The 19,614-nt window shown below is 36.9% G+C and carries 20 protein-coding genes; 13 read left to right on the plus strand and 7 right to left on the minus strand.

Features of this window, described 5'->3' with window-relative positions; translation table 11 throughout:
• The first annotated feature begins 172 nt into the window (after positions 1 to 172).
• The 6 genes from G9C87_RS09915 to G9C87_RS09940 all read left to right on the plus strand — a co-directional run bounded on the left by G9C87_RS09915 (position 173) and on the right by G9C87_RS09940 (position 7,151).
• Positions 173 to 1,024 carry an alpha/beta fold hydrolase gene (locus tag G9C87_RS09915; protein WP_172280592.1) on the plus strand — a complete coding sequence of 284 codons (852 nt, stop codon included), beginning with the start codon at positions 173 to 175 and terminating at the stop codon, positions 1,022 to 1,024.
• On the plus strand, positions 1,024 to 1,497 hold the full coding sequence (locus G9C87_RS09920; RefSeq protein ID WP_172280594.1) for an RNA polymerase sigma factor: 474 nt from the start codon (positions 1,024 to 1,026) through the stop codon (positions 1,495 to 1,497). The genes G9C87_RS09915 and G9C87_RS09920 overlap by 1 nt, the downstream gene beginning before the upstream one ends.
• On the plus strand, positions 1,484 to 2,077 hold the full coding sequence (locus G9C87_RS09925) for a hypothetical protein (RefSeq protein WP_172280596.1): 594 nt from the start codon (positions 1,484 to 1,486) through the stop codon (positions 2,075 to 2,077). Before G9C87_RS09920 ends, G9C87_RS09925 begins: the two co-directional genes overlap by 14 nt.
• A gap of 72 nt (positions 2,078 to 2,149) precedes the next feature.
• A complete protein-coding gene (locus G9C87_RS09930; protein WP_172280598.1) occupies positions 2,150 to 2,773 on the plus strand; it encodes a class I SAM-dependent methyltransferase in 624 nt (207 codons plus the stop codon).
• Positions 2,774 to 2,909: 136 nt separating this feature from the next.
• Positions 2,910 to 5,192: a patatin-like phospholipase family protein gene (locus G9C87_RS09935; RefSeq protein WP_228456996.1), complete on the plus strand. Its 2,283-nt coding sequence runs from the start codon at positions 2,910 to 2,912 to the stop codon at positions 5,190 to 5,192.
• A 180-nt stretch (positions 5,193 to 5,372) separates the two neighbouring features.
• Entirely contained in the window at positions 5,373 to 7,151 is a 1,779-nt protein-coding gene (locus tag G9C87_RS09940) for a GEVED domain-containing protein (RefSeq protein WP_172280602.1), read from the plus strand.
• A gap of 58 nt (positions 7,152 to 7,209) precedes the next feature.
• On the opposite strand, the gene G9C87_RS09945 is transcribed toward G9C87_RS09940, so the two are convergent.
• The 3 genes from G9C87_RS09945 to truA all read right to left on the minus strand — a co-directional run bounded on the left by G9C87_RS09945 (position 7,210) and on the right by truA (position 10,269).
• Entirely contained in the window at positions 7,210 to 8,973 is a 1,764-nt protein-coding gene (locus G9C87_RS09945) for an ABC transporter ATP-binding protein (RefSeq protein ID WP_172280604.1), read from the minus strand.
• Positions 8,974 to 9,121: 148 nt separating this feature from the next.
• Complete coding sequence (locus G9C87_RS09950; protein ID WP_172280606.1) at positions 9,122 to 9,454, minus strand: hypothetical protein; 333 nt, start codon at positions 9,452 to 9,454, stop codon at positions 9,122 to 9,124.
• A 23-nt stretch (positions 9,455 to 9,477) separates the two neighbouring features.
• Positions 9,478 to 10,269, minus strand: a complete 792-nt coding sequence (truA, locus tag G9C87_RS09955) for a tRNA pseudouridine(38-40) synthase TruA (RefSeq protein ID WP_172280608.1) — start codon at positions 10,267 to 10,269, stop codon at positions 9,478 to 9,480.
• Between the two features lie 49 nt (positions 10,270 to 10,318).
• Between truA and lpxK the strand changes: the two genes are divergently transcribed.
• The 6 genes from lpxK (at position 10,319) to G9C87_RS09985 (ending at position 15,887) form a co-directional block, all read left to right on the plus strand.
• Positions 10,319 to 11,344: a tetraacyldisaccharide 4'-kinase gene (gene lpxK / locus G9C87_RS09960; protein WP_172280609.1), complete on the plus strand. Its 1,026-nt coding sequence runs from the start codon at positions 10,319 to 10,321 to the stop codon at positions 11,342 to 11,344.
• A complete protein-coding gene (locus G9C87_RS09965; protein WP_172280611.1) occupies positions 11,328 to 12,143 on the plus strand; it encodes a purine-nucleoside phosphorylase in 816 nt (271 codons plus the stop codon). Before lpxK ends, G9C87_RS09965 begins: the two co-directional genes overlap by 17 nt.
• A gap of 106 nt (positions 12,144 to 12,249) precedes the next feature.
• Positions 12,250 to 12,765, plus strand: a complete 516-nt coding sequence (locus G9C87_RS09970; protein ID WP_172280613.1) for a TlpA family protein disulfide reductase — start codon at positions 12,250 to 12,252, stop codon at positions 12,763 to 12,765.
• A gap of 1 nt (position 12,766) precedes the next feature.
• Positions 12,767 to 13,225: a GNAT family N-acetyltransferase gene (locus tag G9C87_RS09975; RefSeq protein WP_172280615.1), complete on the plus strand. Its 459-nt coding sequence runs from the start codon at positions 12,767 to 12,769 to the stop codon at positions 13,223 to 13,225.
• Positions 13,226 to 13,273: 48 nt separating this feature from the next.
• Positions 13,274 to 14,368, plus strand: coding sequence for a DNA polymerase IV (gene dinB, locus G9C87_RS09980; protein ID WP_172281051.1), 1,095 nt, complete (start codon positions 13,274 to 13,276; stop codon positions 14,366 to 14,368).
• 46 nt (positions 14,369 to 14,414) lie between these two features.
• Positions 14,415 to 15,887, plus strand: a complete 1,473-nt coding sequence (locus tag G9C87_RS09985; protein ID WP_172280617.1) for an alpha-amylase — start codon at positions 14,415 to 14,417, stop codon at positions 15,885 to 15,887.
• Positions 15,888 to 15,967: 80 nt separating this feature from the next.
• Here G9C87_RS09985 and G9C87_RS09990 read toward each other — a convergent pair whose 3' ends face one another.
• The 4 genes from G9C87_RS09990 to G9C87_RS10005 form a co-directional block, all read right to left on the minus strand.
• Positions 15,968 to 16,141, minus strand: coding sequence for a hypothetical protein (locus tag G9C87_RS09990; protein WP_172280619.1), 174 nt, complete (start codon positions 16,139 to 16,141; stop codon positions 15,968 to 15,970).
• A gap of 22 nt (positions 16,142 to 16,163) precedes the next feature.
• Positions 16,164 to 16,457: a hypothetical protein gene (locus G9C87_RS09995; RefSeq protein WP_172280621.1), complete on the minus strand. Its 294-nt coding sequence runs from the start codon at positions 16,455 to 16,457 to the stop codon at positions 16,164 to 16,166.
• A gap of 348 nt (positions 16,458 to 16,805) precedes the next feature.
• Positions 16,806 to 18,140, minus strand: a complete 1,335-nt coding sequence (locus G9C87_RS10000) for a carboxylesterase family protein (protein ID WP_172280622.1) — start codon at positions 18,138 to 18,140, stop codon at positions 16,806 to 16,808.
• Positions 18,141 to 18,276: 136 nt separating this feature from the next.
• Complete coding sequence (locus tag G9C87_RS10005) at positions 18,277 to 19,179, minus strand: helix-turn-helix domain-containing protein (protein ID WP_172280624.1); 903 nt, start codon at positions 19,177 to 19,179, stop codon at positions 18,277 to 18,279.
• A 246-nt stretch (positions 19,180 to 19,425) separates the two neighbouring features.
• Between G9C87_RS10005 and G9C87_RS10010 the strand changes: the two genes are divergently transcribed.
• Complete coding sequence (locus G9C87_RS10010) at positions 19,426 to 19,563, plus strand: hypothetical protein (protein ID WP_172280626.1); 138 nt, start codon at positions 19,426 to 19,428, stop codon at positions 19,561 to 19,563.
• Positions 19,564 to 19,614: the final 51 nt, after the last annotated feature.

Raw genomic sequence — 19,614 nt, forward strand, 5'->3', positions numbered from 1 at the left:
GGACCAACCGCAAATTCAAGGGTTTAATCTGATTTCTTTCAATTTAAAATACCCTTTATTAAAGGGGTATTCCGGAAATTATTCATAAGATTTAAAATTATTTTAAAAATTTTGTAACATTTTTTTCAGGCCTGTATCTAAAATGTAAATTAACCATTAAATCTTAAATGAAATGAAAAAATTGACATTCCTTGCCGTGATATTTTTATTTTTAGCTCTATGTGCTAATGTGTTCGGACAAACAAAATCCTATCCTTTTGAGGTTAAAAAATCAGGAAGTGGGAAACAAGCCCTGATTTTAATCCCCGGTTTTGCCTCTTCGGGAGATGTATGGAATGAAACGACCCTAAAGTTTGATAAGAATTTTACTTGCTATACTTTAACAATGGCAGGATTCGCAGGTGCAAAGCCTCAGCCCGGCGCCAGCTTTAAAAACTGGGAAAACAAAATTGCAGAATTCATCAGTGACCAGAGAATTGACAAGCCTGTTATCATCGGGCATAGTATGGGTGGAGGCCTTGCCCTCGCTCTGGCTGCAGATCATCCACAATTAGTGGGTAAGATTATCGTTGTAGATGCTTTGCCGTGCTTATCGGCATTAATGAATCCTTCTTTTACATCTAAGGAAAACAATGATTGCTCTGCTACCATCAATAAAATGACAGCCATGACAGATGATCAATTTCGTCAGATGCAGCTGAAATCTATCCCCCAGCTTTTGGCGGATACTTCCATGCAGGAAACTGTGATCGGATGGAGTCAGCAATCAGACCGTAAGACTTTTGCAGAAATGTATTGTGACTTCTCGAATACTGACCTCCGGGAAAAAATAAAAAATATACACTGCCCTTCACTTATATTATTAGAGTCTTATTTTACTAATTTTAAACCAGCCATGGAAGATCAATATAAGAATATGAAAAATGCAAATTTACAATATGCTACTAAAGGTTTACACTTCATCATGTATGATGATAAGGAATGGTATTTCAACCAGTTGAATAACTTCTTATCTGCAAAATAATGGTATTTGAGGAAATCTACGAAGTATACTGGCAAAAAATATTCCGCCTGTGTATGGGATATGTAAACAATTCCGAATGGGCACAGGACATTGCACAAGAAACATTTATCATTGTATGGCAGCAACTTCCTAAATTCAGAAATGAATCTTCTGTGGGAACCTGGATTTTCAGGATCGCCTCCAATAATTGCCTGCGACAGATTGAAAGGGAGAAAAGATTCACAAAAGCTGATTTACCAGGTAATTTAGAGGAAAAGAAACAGGAATCCATGGAATCTGAAATACAACTTCTTTATAAATTCATCTCCGAATTGCCGGAAACAGACCGTATCATTATTTCTTTAGAACTGGAAGAATTAAAACAGGCCGAAATAGCCAGTATCGTGGGATTATCAGAATCCAATGTCAGGGTAAAAATCCACAGAATAAAAGAAAAATTAACTCAAAAATTCAGGGAACATGGAACCTACTAATATAGATTTTAAAAATATCTGGCAACAACAAAAAGTAAATAAGCCCGACCTTAAAGATTTGCTTGCTAAACTGGAGTCCTATAAAAGCAAAAATCTGAAAAAACTTATATTGACCAATGTAATGTTACTTTTAACCAGTATATTTATAGGTCTGATATGGTATCATTATCAACCTCAGCTACTCAGCACAAAAATCGGAATCGTACTGATTATTCTGGCAATGGTAATTTTCCTGTTTGCTTACAACAGGCTGTTTACATTCTTTTATAAAACCAACACCGACCAATCCAACAGTGACTATTTGCATAGCCTGTATGTTTTGAAAAGCAAACAGGGTTTTGTACAAACGTTCATGACCAATCTTTACTTCACTATGTTATTGGCAGGAATCAGTCTCTACATGTATGAATACACTTCAAGGATGACAACATTTATGGCTGTTTTTGCGTATTCATTAACTTTTATATGGATTGCCTTTAACTGGTTTTACATAAGACCTAAAACCATAAGGAAAGAACAGTCAAAACTCCATGAGCTTATTAAAAAATTCGAAGAAATCAACAAACAGCTGGTTGAATAAAAATAAATCAATTAAAATATTTTCTTTCATCAGGTCTTTTGTAATTTAGCCCTGCTAAAAACAACACTCCTTATGGATTTGTCAAAGAATAAAAATCACTGGGATATAGTATACGAGACAAAAAGTCCTGATCAGGTAAGCTGGACACAGGAAAAACCTGAAATATCACTGGATTTCATTGCATCATTTGACTTAAAAAAAGACGCTAAAATAATAGATATTGGCGGAGGTGAAAGTCGTCTTGTAGATATTTTGATTGACAGAGGATATCAGGATATCACGGTGCTAGACATTTCTGCGAATGCATTGGAAAAGACAAAAAAGCGTTTAGGAAAGAAATCCGAAAAAGTGAAATTTATTGTTACGGACATTACTAAATTCGAACCTGAATTCCAATATGATCTTTGGCACGACAGGGCCACATTTCATTTTTTAACCGAAGAAGAACAAATCTCCAGCTATCTGAATATTGCAGGGAAAAGCATAAAAGGATTTATGGTGTTAGGAACTTTTTCAAAAAACGGACCTACAAAATGCAGTGGTCTGGAGATTAAGCAATACGATGAGGAGTCCATGGAAAAGCAGTTCGCCAACCATTTCGAAAAGATACAGTGTATTTCATCAGATCATACAACTCCTTTTGACACGATTCAAAATTTCACATTCTGTAGTTTTAAAAAAAAGATCCCCTATTGAAATCCTTAATAGACCCCGATGGTCTTTTTTGCTAATTTGAAGTAAGCCTATTAAAATGAAAAATTTTCTCACTGTCTTTCTTATATGCATATTTTGTTTATTTTCTGCACAAGACACCATAAAGAAAATGCCTCCCATGACAAAAGACACAAAGTTTGGGTTAGCGCTTAGCGGAGGTGGTGCCAAGGGCTTTGCGCATCTGGGAATTTTAAAAACAATAGATTCACTAGGGATTAAAATAGATTATATTACCGGAACCAGTATGGGTGGAATTCTCGGTGGATTATATGCTATGGGATATAATGGTGAAGAATTGAAAAAAATGGTGTACGGCATGAACTGGAAAAGGATCCTTAGTAACAAAATCCCCTACAACAAGGTCAATATCAGCGAAAAAGATGAGTACAATAAATATATTCTTGAATTTCCGGTAAACGATGGCCGGCCTTCTCTACCGGGATCCTTTATAGAAGGGCAATATATGGGTGAAGTTCTCAATACATTAACGTTTCCGGCAAAACATATTAACGATTTCAGTAAGCTTCCTATTCCTGTTCAACTTACATCATCCGATATTGTGAATGGTGGATTGGTTATGCAGAAAAAAGGTTCTCTTGCACTGGCTATTCGTTCTACCTTAGCCATACCTGCCGCATTCGCACCGGTTTATATTGATGGAAAACTTCTTGTAGATGGTGGCCTCGACCGTAATTTTCCGGTAAAGGAAGTAAAAGATATGGGAGCTGATTATATTATCGGAGGCTATACAGGATTCAGGCTTTTCACAAAAGATGAGATCAAAAATCCGATGAAAATGATCTATCAGACACATGCATTCCATTCTGTACAGGATTTTAATGAACAAAAGAAGATGTCGGATATCATGGTGGATTTTGTAACTCCACTTAATGATTACACCACTAAAGACTTCAGAAAATACAAGGAAATCATAAAAATAGGAGAAGCAGAAGCTAAAAGACACCTTCCGGAATTTATAGCCTTAGCCAACGAGCAACGCAGATTGGGAATTACTTATGAGCACAAACTTGTTGAAGAGGTTAAAAAACCGACCATACAGTTTACTTATAGTGAAGATAATGGTACACCCATCACTAATCCGTCCGAGATTGAAACTATTAAAAACCTGATGGGATTAAAGGAGGGTATATATTACGATGCCAAAACAGTAAATGCTGCTATCGACAAGGTTTTTGGAATTCGACAGTATGACAGGGTGTATTATACTTACACAGATTCGGAAAACGGTTTAATTATGAACATTTTCGTAAAGAGATCCACACCAAGCATGCTTAAATTAGCCCTACACTATGATAATGAACAATCCGTAGGGATCATCCTGAATTATACCTACCGGGATTATGCAGAAGCAAAATTCCGGGCCACAGCAACTGTAGATATTTCGGAACGTTTCAAGGCCCGTTTGCAGTTCCAGAAATTCCTGGATACGGATTACCGCTGGTGGTTAAGTACAGAAGGAAATATTTCCTTTCTTAAAAGTAACGACCTCCTGTTGAGATTCTCAGAAAACAATGATGTTGAAAATAATTTATTTTTCCCCAACTATATTTACAGAAGCATTAAAGCAAATACAGCGGTCAATTATTCTATTCATCCGAATACGATGGCTTCATTCGGATTAGAATTCAACGCTGAAAAATTAAACCGGTCTGTAGACAGGATTAGCCAGACCTTTACTGACCTGTACAGTAAAAAGGTATATTATCATACCAATCTTGATCTGTATTTTAAATTCAATCAAAACAGCTTCAATACCAGATATTATCCTACTTCAGGAAACAATTTTCAGTTTATAACGAAATATTATTTTGGAGATCAATACAACCTTTATGATCTGAAAGAAATACAACCTACACTCTATGAATACTTAAATCCCGGGGCTGAAGGATATTATAAACCCAAGAACCTGATCACATTAACGCTCAATGAAAATTATATTATTCCAATCAATAAAAAGGTATCTGTTAAGGCAAATGCTTTTTTAGGAACCAACTTCTCTCCTCAAACTCTTGGATCTTCAGAGGGTATCCCTTATCTTTTTCTCAATCAGAAATTCAATCTGGGAGGAAGTGAATATAATTTTGACGGAATGAATCCTGAATTTAACGGGTTCAGGCAAAAAGAAGTTCCTATAAATTCCGTTGCCAAGCTAGGACTTGAGGTTCAGTACCGGATTTATCACAGGATTTTCCTCACACCCTCTTTTCACTATGCTGCAATAAGTGACAAGCTATCCCCTTTCAAGAGCAATTCCAAACTTATTGGTTATGGACTTAATCTGGGATATGAATCAATTTTAGGTCCCATTAACGTAAATATATCCAGAAACGATGCACTTAATTTCTGGCGGGCTTATTTTAGTATCGGATTTAAATTCTGATTTGTATCCACAAAATAATAATGGACGATGAAATTAAAGAAATAGGCTATTGTGAAATATTCAACATCATCTTTTTCGAATCCTTCAAGGTCTTTATAAACGCCTTAAATTATTTCCCATACTATTGATATTTTTGTTTATTTTTAATATGATTATATTAAAACCACTAACAATTATATTATGAAAAAAGTACTACTAGCTATTATTTTAGGCTCTTCATGCAGCCAGTTTTACGCTCAAAAAACTGATTTAATAGAATGCGGTACCGACGAATTAATGCGAAAACATTATGAACGGCATCCCGAAGAAAAGGCTCGGGATGATGCTTTTAACTTAGAGTTATCCAAACTGATTAAAAGTGGAAAACTAGCATCTACCCTTAATAAGAATCAGGTATATGAAATTCCCGTTGTTGTCCATGTTGTAGGGGACGGAAGCGCGGTCGGAACAGTAAACAACAAGTCGGATGCCGACATTATTGCATGGGTTAATTACACTAACGGAGTATTTTCCGGAAGTTCTTCAAGCGGCATGTCATCATCCAGTGCCATACTCCCTGTAAAATTTGTTTTTGCGAAAATCAGTCCCACCTGTACAGCGACCAACGGGATCAACAGGATCAATGCTTCCCATCTTCCAAAATATGTAAGCGGTGGTGTAAACAATGACAATACGACCAATGCTGTAACGGCATCCGAAATTACAGCCCTGGGAATGTGGGATACCAGTAAGTATTATAATATTTATGTGGTAAAAAAGTTAGCCTCTAATTCAGGGACCCTTAATGGCTTTGCCTATTACCCGGGTGGCAGCAATGATTATGCATTTATGTCTACAAGCGCATCATCTGTAAATGCGCAAACACTGGCACATGAATTCGGACATGCGTTAGGACTCCGTCACACCCACGAAGGATTCAACGACTCTACCGGGGCCTGTCCTGCTAATACCGATTGTACATTACAAGGAGATCTGGTATGCGATACAGAACCCATGAAAAGCCTTTATCACTCTTCCGTTCCCTATACATGTCAGACCGGTCAGATCAACCCATGTACAAGCGTTACCTATGCAGGAGGTGAAAGGAATGTAATGTCTTATACTTTTTGTTTCAGAGATCTCTTTACCCCGGGACAGTCCGACAGAGCTACAGCCCAGCTTTTACAGTACAGACAATCTTTAATCAATTCTCCGGTCGCAAGTAGCACTACACCTAACAACAATACATCTTTAACCACAGCTTGCACCCCAACAACAATAACGAATCCAGGAAATTATAACATAGGAATCACTTCTGTCAAATTTGGAAACATTAATAATTATTCAACCAATTACAAGGCTGCCACTAATAATTTCTACGAAAATTTTACGGGAAATTATTGCCTGGGAATTTCCAAAACCACAATACCTTCAGGCACCTCAACGACCCTTACCATTACTCCCGGAACAAACAATCCTCATATTATAAAAGCATACATCGATTACAACAACGATGGACAATTTAATGAAACAACGGAGCTGGTTCTGAACCAAAGCAATATAGCAGCAGGTTCCACTGCAACAGCATCAGTAACTCCACCTTCAAATGCTGTAGCCAATACTCCTTTAAGAATGAGGGTAATTGGTGAATATAACGGAACAACCGTTACCGCTTGTTATACTCCTAAATACGGACAGATAGAAGATTATTCAGTGATCATTGAACCAAGAACCCTGTCCGCTAAAAATGCAATTGAAAACAAAACCTTTATTACACAGGCAGAAAATTCAGTGTACATAAAAAGTGACCTGCAAATTACCTCGCTGGTAATCTATGATGCCTCAGGAAGAATTCTGGTGAACCAAACCAATATGAAATCTACAGAAATTACCGCTCCATTAAATGCCAAAAATGTAGTAGTAACAGTCCGGGCAACATTGGAAAACGGAAAAGTGATCACCCAAAAACTAAAATTCTAAAAACAAAAAAGAGAGCAACTTCAGCTCTCTTTTTTATTTCTGTTATCTATGACGATTATTATTTTGACGCCCGGTTTTCTTCTTCCATTTCTACTTCATGTCTCAGCTGTGCTTTATACAATGTGGAATAATACCCATTTTGATCAAGCAACTCCAAATGCTTTCCTTCTTCTACAATTTTACCATGTTCCATTACGATAATCTTATCCGCTTTTTCAATGGTTGAAAGCCTGTGTGCAATAATAATCGAAGTCCTGTTTTTCGTGATTTTCTCCGTAGCCCTCTGAATCAGTTTTTCACTTTCATGATCAATTGAAGAGGTAGCTTCATCCAGGATCAAAATTTTCGGATCGGACAGATAAGCTCTTAAGAAAGACAATAACTGCCTTTGCCCTAATGAGATCGACGAGCCTCTTTCACTGACTACATAATCATAACCACCCGGAAGCTGCTGAATGAATTCATCCACTTCAATTTCTCTGGCCCCTGCTTTTATTTTATCCAGGGTAATACTTTCATCTCCAAAAGAGAGATTTTCAAAGATACTTCCATGGAAAAGGAAAACATCTTGTAATACCACCCCAATATGACTTCTGAGATTATATAATTCATAATCTTTCAGCTCTACATCATCAATAAAAATCTCTCCGGAATTGATATCATACAGCCTCGTGATCAGACTGATGATCGTAGATTTACCTGCTCCTGTAGCTCCCACAATAGCAACTGTTTCTCCCGGATTCACTTTGAAATTGATTCCTTTCAGTACTTCCTGCTTTTCATCGTAAGCAAAACGAACATCCCTGAATTCAATTTTACCATTGAAGTGATCTTTTTTTACTGTTCCGTGATTAGGCATCGCATAATCCTCATCCATTAATCCCAGTACCCTTTCTGCACCTACAATTCCACGCTGGATATTATTAAATCGGTCTGCGATCTGGCGTAAAGGTCTGATCAGCATTGAAATATACTGGATAAAAGCAATAACCACCCCCGCACTAATGGTAATATATCCTCCATAGAAAAGGATAAACCCAATAAATAGGGACGAAATAAGTTCTACTACAGGAAAAAATAATGAAAAGATAAAAACGGTTTTCAGCAATGCAGCCTTCAGGGTAATATTGATATCATCAAACTTTTTAAATTCAGCTTCCTGTCTGTTGAACACCTGTATAATTGGCATTCCGGCTAATCTTTCCTGAACAAAGGAATTCTGATTCGCCGTCCAGGTTCTTTCATCTCCAAATGCTTTTTTCAGCCTCTTTTGAAAAAAACGGGTAATAACCACCATCAAAGGAAGTATAGCCAGTGTAATATAGCTCAGATGAACATTAGTACTGAACATCATCACTAATACAAAGACGATTCTCAAAATATCCCCGAAAACCATAAGGAATCCGTCCGTATAAACTGTAGCAATGGTTTCCACATCCCCAACGGCACGTGTTACCAGTTGTCCTATAGGTGTTTTATCAAAAAATGATGTCCTGAAATAAATAAGTTTAGAATACAACCTCTCTCTGATATCCCTGATTACATTCTGAGAAATATAATTGGAGAAATAGACCAGGAAAAAGTTTAAAACAGTTTCTGCAACAACCAATCCTACCAAAATGTAGATATGCTTCATCATCAGAGCTTTATCCTGCAGCCTGGTGATATCATTATCTACAACCTCCATGGTAAGGTAAGGCCTGTAAGTAGAAACGATGGATAGTAAAACGGAAATGATTAAAGTAAGGATAAACCAGGACCGGAATTTCATTCCGATAAAGAAAAGCCTTTTAATAATTCCCCAGGTATCTTGTTTTTTCATTGTACAAATTGAAAGAAAAGAATTAAATAAATTCCATGCAAAAATAACACTTTATAATTTGAAAGCGAGAACAACTTATCCAAATACCAATAGAAAATAACGGATATTAATTATTTAAAATATGAATATCCTATTGTTATACATTTTCTTAGCTACCTATCTCCTCAATTTCCAGGCTTGGTTTATGGATGGTTTCTTTTGTAAACTTTTTTTCAAGAAACTGGTAAATTCCCCACACAACAGCTATTGCACATAGCCAGCTTATTACATTCACGAGGCTATATCCGGTATAATCGTTATCCTGTAAAGAACCTGGGTTAGTAAGTGCGATATAGAAACCATAGCAAAATAAAAACGCAACCTGAAACCCCAGATAGATCCCTATACCCAACAGTCCAAAATGCCATTTGGTTTTCCCAAATCTTTCTGCCAGTGCAGCATAGTATCTGTACGCTCCAATCAGGATAAAAATAGACATCATAATGATTATAGTTTTTTGTTTTTTTAAAATTCATACCCTACATCTACGAGAAATAATCCTTGTGCCGGAGCAGAAGTGCCGGCCGAATTACGGTTTTTATTTTCAATAACTTTTCTCAGATCTTCGGGCTTCATTTTTCCTGCACCGATTTCCACCATTGTCCCCACGATTGCCCGTACCATATTCCTGAGAAAACGGTTGGCAGAAACGGTAAATTTAAGTTCGCTTCCTTCCTGTTCCCACTCTGCTTTGTAAATACGGCAGATATTGGTCTTATTATCCGTTTTCAATTTGGCAAAACTCGTAAAATCCTCATACTCGAATAAAATTTTACAGGCTTCATTCATTGCATCGATACTCAAAGGTCTTTTCCAATGTTGCCATGCAGATTCCAGTGTAAATGGATTTTTTTCTAAAGAAATATAATATTCGTATGTTCTGTAGGTGGCATCAAACCGGGCATGAAAATCATCTTTTACAGGAAAAATCCTTTTAACAGCAATATCAGGCGGAAGAAAGCTGTTCAGCCTGTGACTGAGCTGATCATTAAAAGCCACCTGGGTATCAAAGTGGGCGAATATTTTTTTTGCGTGAACACCGGTATCCGTCCTTCCGGCTCCTGTAATTTTAATCTCTTCCCGTAAAATAGTGGATAGTGCTTTTTCCAATTCTTCCTGTACAGAATTGGCGTCCGGCTGGATCTGATAACCGAAATAATTTTTACCGTTGTAAGAAAACTCTATAAAGTACCTCAATGTAGTATAATAACTCCACAAAAATACTTTAATTTTATGAAATATTTGTTGAAAAGTCATTGAGAATATTCAGCCAAATCCTCTTAAAAATTACTATTTTTGCAATCGTATGAAAAGATGGTACCTTTATCCCTTCTCTGTAGGTTATCATTTGGTAACGGGTATCCGAAACACAATGTATGATCTGGGGATCTTTAAATCTACGAAATTCAAAACGCCGATCATCAATGTCGGCAATTTGTCCGTTGGCGGAAGTGGAAAATCGCCAATGGTGATGTACCTTGCTCAGTTTTTATCCAAACATTACAGAACCGGTGTCCTTTCCCGAGGTTACGGAAGACTTACAAAAGGTTATGAGGTGACCAATTATGACAGCAACTACAAAATGGTAGGTGATGAAGCGATGCAGCTTTTTGAACGTTTTAAGAACCGTTTCGTTATTGCAGTTTCTGAGGAAAGAGTGCCTGGAGCCAAAAAAGTCATTGATGACATGGACCTGGATGTTCTTGTACTGGACGATGCTTTTCAGCATAGGGCGATCAAAGCAGGATTTAATATTCTGATGACGGATTTTAATGACCCGTATTTTAGGGACCACCTTCTTCCGGCAGGGGATCTCAGGGAATCAAGAGCCGGGGTAAAAAGAGCCGATCTTATTATGGTCAGCAAATGTCCTGATGAACTGACGGAGGAGACCAAACAGTATTATATTTCCAGAATAAGACCTGAGCGTCATCAGAAAGTATTCTTTTCATCTATCGGATATGACGAAAATGTATACGGAAGAGAAAAAATGCTTCCTGACAACAACCTGAATTATTATGACATTCTTTTAATTACAGGGATTGCCAATCCAAAACCATTGCTGGAACATCTGGCAAAATTTTCACATAGAGTAAAACACCTTAAATTCAGGGATCATCATAATTTTTCCGATGAAGACATCAAAAAAATAATTGCTGAATATAAGAAACTGGGCGAATATAAATTGATCTTAACAACCGAGAAAGATTATGTTCGTTTAAAAACCTTTGACTATCTTAGAGATATTGTTTATTACTGGCCTATCAATGTAATCATTGACAAAAAGGAAGAGTTTAATCAAATCATCTCGGATTATGTTAGGAAAAATTAAAGAAACCGCAGCCTTCATCAAAAACATCATTCAGGATACACCTGATTTTGCAATCGTATTAGGATCCGGCCTGGGAAAACTGAAAGATGAAGTTCAGCCAATACACATATTGGAATATAAAGACATTCCTAACTTTCCTCAAACAACAGTGGCTGGTCATGGAGGTCAGCTGATATATGGTATTTTAGAAGGTAAAAAGGTATTGATAATGAGTGGACGCTTTCATTATTATGAAGGCCATTCTATCGAAACTGTGGTATTTCCTGTAAGGATTTTTCATCTGATCGGTATTAAAAACCTACTTCTTTCCAATGCCTGCGGAGGAGTAAATCCTGAATTCAGGGTCGCCGACATTGTTATTCTGAAAGATCACATCAATATGATGCCTGAACATCCTCTTCGTGGTAAGAATATAGAAGAACTAGGCCCGAGGTTTGTCGATATGAGCGAGCCTTATAATAAAAAAATGATCAGTATCGCAGAACGCACTGCTTCAGAAAATAACATTAGAATTCACCAGGGAATCTATGTCGCATTACAGGGACCTACCTTTGAAACACCCGCAGAATATGGAATGATAAAAGCTATAGGTGGTGATATGGTAGGAATGAGTACTGTTCCGGAAGTTATTGTTGCCCGTCATATGGATATGGATGTTTTTTGTATTTCAGTTATTACGGATCTTGGCGGACCCGATATTGCATTAGCCGTTTCTCACGAAGAAGTTCTTAATGCAGCCAATAAAGCAATGCCCAACGTAATCACGGTAGTAAAAGGTCTGGTTAAAAATTATCAGTAGTTCTTTTTTATCGAATTTTTCGATTTCTTAAATTTTTGCCAATTAATCCAAAAAGCAATTCATAACTTCGTTTCATTGTTTAGATTTGTAAAAAATGAAATTGAAAATGAAAAAGCTATTCATATTTTTTATGCTTGGAACATTTGGGACATTTTATTCTCAGGAAGTTCCTAAAGTACTTAAAACCAGTTTTTCCAAAGAAGCTTTGCAACAGAAGCTTGAAAATGAAGAGGGAAAGAGCATTACTATACAGGAAATTCTTAACCAGCACAAAGGAAAAGTGGTGGTCATTGATTTTTGGGCCGGTTGGTGCAGAGATTGCCTGAAGGCACTTCCAAAAGCACAGGAACTCGAAAAAAATAATCCGAACATAGACTTTGTATTTCTTTCTCTGGAAAGATCGAAAGAAGGTTTCGATAAAAGCCTTGAAAGATTTGATATGAAAGACAAAGATAATTATTGGTTTGCATCAGGATGGAAAAATGACTTTAATAATTATATTGACCTCAACTGGATTCCGAGATACATGGTGATCGACCAGAAATCAGCTATTGCAAAATACTACGCCATCTCACCGGAAGATCCTGAAATACAAGCCACCATCAATAAACTTTTACAATAATATGGTAACTTTAAGAGAAGCAACAAAAGAAGACCTGAAAACTCTTCTTGAATTCGAACAAGGTGTAGTTACTGCAGAAAGGCCCTATAATCCTACCCTTATTAACGGTACCATTCATTATTATGATTTAGTTTCTTTGATCGAGTCTGAAGATGCTACCCTTATTGTAGCGGAAAAGGATCATGAAATCGTCGCATCGGGATATGCGATGATTAAAAAAGCGGAAAAGGATTATTTTAATTTCAAAGAGTATGCATATCTGGGATTTATGTATGTAAAACCGGAACACAGGGGACAGGGAATCAATCAATCCGTTATAGATAGACTCATAAAGTGGTCAGAAGAAAGAGGAATGAAAGAAATAAGGTTAGATGTTTATGATCAGAATGAATCTGCTGTAAAAGCTTATGAAAAAGTAGGATTTGAACCTGTGCTCCTTACCATGAGATTGAAGAAATGATATTATTTTATTGAAATATAGAAATAAATGAATCCATATCTTTGTGATATGGATTTTTCTTTTCCCATTCGCAAAATTATACATGTAGATATGGATGCATTTTATGCTTCTGTGGAGCAGCATGATAATCCTGCGCTTAGGGGAAAACCAATTGCCGTGGGAGGAGAGCATCGGGGTGTAGTTTCAGCTGCCAGTTATGAAGCAAGAAAATTCGGTGTCCGTTCTGCCATGCCAAGTAAAACAGCAAAAGAAAAATGCCCGCATCTCATTTTTGTTCCTCCCCGCTTCGCCCGTTACAAAGAAATTTCCAGAAAGATAAGAGAGATCTTTCATGAGTATACCGACCTGGTAGAGCCATTGTCCCTGGATGAAGCTTATCTGGATGTGACTGAAAACAAAAAAGGAATAGAATCCGCCAATGATATTGCGAGAGAAATCCGCAAAAAAATCTTTGAACAAACAGGTCTTACTGCCTCAGCCGGTATTTCAGTTAATAAATTTTTAGCAAAGGTAGCTTCGGATATCAATAAACCGAACGGACAAAAAACCATTCACCCCGACAAAATTGAAAGTTTTCTGGAAGAACTACCCGTTGAAAAATTCTACGGGGTAGGAAAAGTTACGGCCAACAAAATGTTTACGCTGGGGATTTTCAAGGGAAAAGATTTAAAGAAAAAAACATTACAGGAATTAGTAAGCCTGTTCGGAAAATCCGGAAGCTACTATTACAATGTTGTTCGTGGAATTCATCATTCAGAAGTTAAACCTCATCGCATCCAGAAAAGTGTAGCTGTAGAAAGGACTTTTTTTGAAGATCTCTATGATGAACAGCAAATCAATGAGAAGCTGGAAAGCTTAAGTGCAGAACTACATCAAAGGTTACAAAAAAATAATATTCTGGGCAGATCCCTCACTTTAAAAATAAAGTATAAAGATTTTTCACTGTTTACCAGGAGCATGACAAAAGAAGATTACTATATTTCTGAAGAAGAATACTACAAAACCTCCAAAAAGCTTTGGGAATTAAGACCCTTTGATAAACCTGTCAGGTTATTAGGCTTATCCCTTGCCCACCTTAATACTGAGGAAAAAAAGCAGGTTTCTGTTCAACTAAAAATACCGTTTCAGGAGTTTGGGCATTAATAATTAGAAATTTTCACTACATTGTAGTAACCAAATTCTATAATGTATGAACCCAACGATGATTCAGTTTTTCCACTGGTACTCAGACGGAAACCAAACACTCTGGAAGGAGGCTCAAAAACAATCTGCTTATTTAGCCGAACTTGGTATAACTTCAGTTTGGTTCCCACCTGCTTACAAGGGAACTAGTGGAGGTTATTCAACAGGATATGATGCTTATGACCTTTTTGACCTGGGAGAATTCGACCAGAAAGGAAGTATTCCCACAAAGTATGGAACCAAAGATGATTACTTAAAAGCAATAAAGGCTTTAAAGGAACAAAATATCCAGGTTATTGTAGATGTTGTATTAGGGCATAAAGCCGGTGGTGACGAGCTGGAAACGATGAAAGCAGTAAAAGTGGATGAAAATAACAGAGAAAAGGTAATTTCAGATGTTATCGAAATACAGTCCTATACCAAGTTTACTTTCCCTGGAAGAAATAAAAAATATTCTGACTTTGAATGGAATGCAACTTGTTTCAGCGGCGTAGATTATGCCGAAGGAATGGATTCGCATATCTTCAAAATACAATCTGAATATGGAAACGACTGGGAAGAGATGATTGATGATGAAAAAGGTAATTATGATTATCTGATGTATAATGATATTGAGCATCGCAATCCATTTGTTCGTGAAGAACTCAACGCATGGGCCAAATGGTATTTTGATCAGACCGACTTTGATGGGGTAAGGCTGGATGCTTTAAAACATATTTCTTTTGATTTTTATAAAGAATGGCTAACACTTATCCGGTCCAATTCAGGTAAAAATATCTTTGCCGTTGGAGAATACTGGGCACCTGGATATTTGAATTTACTCCAAAAATATATTGAAGTTACGGAAGGTTGCATGAGCTTATTTGACAGCTCTCTTCAAAACAATTTCCACAATGCTTCCAAAGAGGGAGGATCTTATGATCTGAGAAGGATTTTTGATGGCACTCTTACTCAGGCTGATCCGCTGCATTCCGTAAGTCTTGTTGATAATCATGATACCCAGCCTTTACAAGACCTTGAAGCTCCTGTAGAAGAGTGGTTCAAACCTCTTGCCTATGCTTTGATCCTCCTCAGGGAAGACGGCTATCCTTGTGTATTTTATCCCGATTTGTACGGAGCCCATTACGTAGATAAGGACCGGGAGGGAAATGATCAGGAAATTTTCCTGAATAAAGTAAATGGAATTGAAGAACTGCTGAAGGCGCGAAAAGAACATGCCTATGGAATCCAGAAAGATTATTTTGAAGATGCTAACTGCCTGGGATGGGTTCGTGAAGGAGATGACGAACACACGGGCTGTGCTGTTGTCCTAAGTAATAAAGATGCTTACAATAAACCCATGGAAATGGGGGAAAAGTATTCGGGGCAAAGTTTTTATGATATGCTTGGAAGATTTGAAGACAAAGTAGTTATTGATGAAAAAGGCTGGGGAAATTTCCCTGTTCCTGCTGGAAATGTAAGCGTCTGGGTCCCTGAATAGATACAATTAAATTAAATGTACATAACCAGGAAAGCATCATCCGGTTATGTACATTTGAAATGTCTTTATACCGTTGGCTTTTAGCAGTAGATATATCTGCAATTCCAGATATCACTTGCCCATTCACAGCATTGGTTGTCTTCATTTGAAGTACAGCATACTCTGTCACGGATAATTCCTCCGGCTTTTAAAGCTTTAAGTTCCTGCCGCTCTATTTTTCTTATACGGCCTGCTGGTAAATTAGTTTTTTTCATTTTGTAAAATATTTGATTAAGTTTAGTCACTAAAACAAGTATATGGACATGGATCAGAAGTTACATACGAGTAAGTTCCGCAGTAGCAGGTATGCGTTGGACCTGTCGGCCCTCCTCCTGTTCCACCTCCGGTACTTCCGCCACCGGAAGGGTTATAAGGAACACACTTCCCATTCTCACAGATATAACCCGGGTTGCATCCTCCTTCTCCCGGACCCGTATCCGAAACACAATAAGCAGGTTCCCCAGGAGATCCAGCCAGTAAGTTTTTGAGTACTTCCCGGCTCAATTCATTCCATTGAAATTTTGTTTTCATAATTGCTTGGTTTTATATGGTTAAAAGATTTTAGTCTTTAATTGTCTCTCTCACCGCCTTACCGTTTCAGCATTTATTTTATTAATAATTTGTGAAAATATTTTCCATAATTATTACATTCCAGGGATTAATAACTCAAATATAACAAAATAACACACACAATATTGAATAAAAAAATACCAAACACTGAATTTCACATATGAAAAACACAAAACCAAAGCAACAAAAATAAGTGGTAACAAGGAATGAAGTAGCCATACCCCTGCCTTACATAATTTTCACATAGATAAAAAAAAATTGAGCACCTAAATGATAAAAATATTTAGTGATACGAAGGTCGGACCCAAACTATATTTTTCTCAATTCCAGAATATCAGGTTTCAATGATTCTCCGGATATCCTTCCAGTTCTTGAAAACTCTGCCCACACAACTCTTAATTTTCTTCCATTATGATGGATATACTCCCAGGGAATGTTTTTTATAAGCCCGGCAGACTGCCATGCTTCTTCATTACCAAAAAGCAAAGGAAGATCAATACTGTGAGCAGCTCCTATTTCATTATCCGTAATTCTGGAATAGATCCTGAACAAATAAACATTACCTCCGGCTTTAGCATAATTTTCAGCAAAAAGTTCTGCAGGTTTCCCATAGATTTTTTCTGTAGTCAGCTGAACTGTTTTATTAATGATCTTCTGACCAAAACCTTTACCAAAATAAGTATTGAGTGCCTCGGAAGTTTTTAGATAAAATGCAGTTTCATCATTATTGAGTCCAATTAAAACATCAATTTTTCCAGCACTCTCTTTCCATCTTTCCTCTGCCTCATCTTCATTGCATAAAGGAGGAAATCCATATTGAATACCAAAAGGCATCATTGCTTTTAATCCGTATTTAATAACAGAAGGAATCCTTTTTTTGTATTCTTCCATCATCTTTAAGACATCGGTTTCATGTTTTATTGAATCCGTATTTTTCAGAAATTCGGCTGACATTTTTTGTCTTTTGTGGCGAAGACCTAACGGTGCACTTTGAATGATCACTCTTTTGAAAAGGCCTTCAACGCCTTCTGAAATCATCAGATGGGCGATCGCATCTCCGCCGGATGATTGCCCCAGAAGTGTAATATTTTCAGGATCTCCTCCAAAGCTTTCTATATTCGTTTGAATCCATTTTAATGCTTCAATAATATCAAATAACCCAAGATTAGCAGGCCTTTCTTCATCGCCTCCTAAAAAACCGAACAACCCCAGGCGATAGGAAACCGACACTACAATGATATCTTGTTCCTTCACCCAACTGCTCGCATCTGATGTGGAAAGATCCCCACACCCTATTTCATGAGAGCCTCCATGTATCCAAACAATCACAGGCAAACTGGTATGCTCATTATCGGGACGAATAACAGAAAGAAATTGAGTGGATTCTTCAATCTCAAAACCATTAAGATCCGTGGGGCCAATCATTTTTTCAATTAAAGGGCTTATACTTTGTGGGCAGACCGGTGTTTTATCCGGAAAAAGAAGTTCCGAGGATGACGGCTGTACAGGAACAGGTTTTTGAAATCTTACAGACCTGGCATAGCGAATACTTTTGGCTTTGATAACGCCATTTTCTTTTAAAGCAATAATTTTCGCGAACGGGGTTTGAAAAATATGAGTGCCAATATTCTGCTGTGATTTCATTATCCGGAAATTTCTTCCTTAAAAATAATTCACTTTTCTGAAAAACCCGAATCTATTTGAAAGAAATTACCTATTCTCACGATTCGTTTAACTACAAATGATAGAAATCTCTAAACAAACTTCGGCAATAACTCAATCAATTTAAAGTTTTGTATTCACTTGGTGATACTCCGACTTTTGCCTTAAACAACCTTGTAAAATGCTGGGGATACTTAAAACCCAGGTCATAAGAAATCTGGCTGATTGATTTTGATGGATTATAAATTTCCTCTTTTGCAACATCAATCAGTTTATTATGGATAAATTCCTGGGCAGAAACTCCTAATTCTTTTTTAATTAAATCACCAAAATAATTCGCCGAAAGATTAAGTTGTTCAGCAAAATAATTGACCATTGGAAATCCAATATTCTTGGGTTTATCGGATTTCAGGTAATCATTCAGAAGATTTTCAAACTTCCCGATAACGCCTTGATTTACATGATCACGGGTAATAAACTGCCTATCATAAAAGCGCATACAATAGTTGAGAAATAATTCGATATTGTTTACGATCAGGGATTTACTGTGTTTATCAATGGATTGCTCCAGTTCAAGCCTTATATTTTTAAAGCATTCCAGAATAATTTCTCTTTCTTTTTCGGAAAGGTGTAAAGCTTCATGAACATCATAAGAAAAGAAAGAATAATCTTTAATATTTTTCCCCAGATTAGTTCCTTTTATAAGATCGGGATGAAATATCAGAGCATATCCTCCTGGTTGCACATACGTCCCGTCATTACTCATCCCATACACTTGCCCCGGTGCTATAAAAACCAGCGTCCCTTCCTGATAATCGTAATTATTTTTTCCGTAATACATATCTCCACACATTACATCTTTCAGAAATACGGTATAAAAACCATAGCTCCTTCTATATTGGGAAATAGGATTGGACTTAGAGAAGTCAATAATGCTCACCAAAGGATGCAAGGTTTCATGATTCATCATTTTATTATATTCAGAAACACTGTTGATTATTTTAATATCCTGATTTTCCATAGCATCCGTTTTAAATCTTATTCAAAATTACCACTTTCTGTTTTACTTTTAATAGAGTCTGTAATATTGGTAAATGTTTCTGTAATCTGTATAAGTGCTGTTTAACGAAAAGAATCGACTTTTGCATTGTAATGATAACATTAGAAAACAAAAAGATGTTTGCCGGATAAGAAAGTCAATTGGATACTTTCCCCGAGGAATTAACCGGGTACGTATCTTAAACAGTTATACCAGACCGAAAAGGTAATGCAAAGAAATAACGACATTCTTATGCCTGAGACTGATCTTAATAACAAGAAACTTTCTATCATCCTGAAAAAGGATAGTATGTATGGATTTCTGAACCCTGAGGCTATCATCAACATTCTTCCAGGTAGTTACTAGTCCGGAAAGTAAATGTACAAATAGTACCATCAACCCTAATACTCCAAACGG

The organism is Chryseobacterium sp. LAM-KRS1, from assembly GCF_013184525.1.
Classification (GTDB): domain Bacteria; phylum Bacteroidota; class Bacteroidia; order Flavobacteriales; family Weeksellaceae; genus Chryseobacterium; species Chryseobacterium proteolyticum.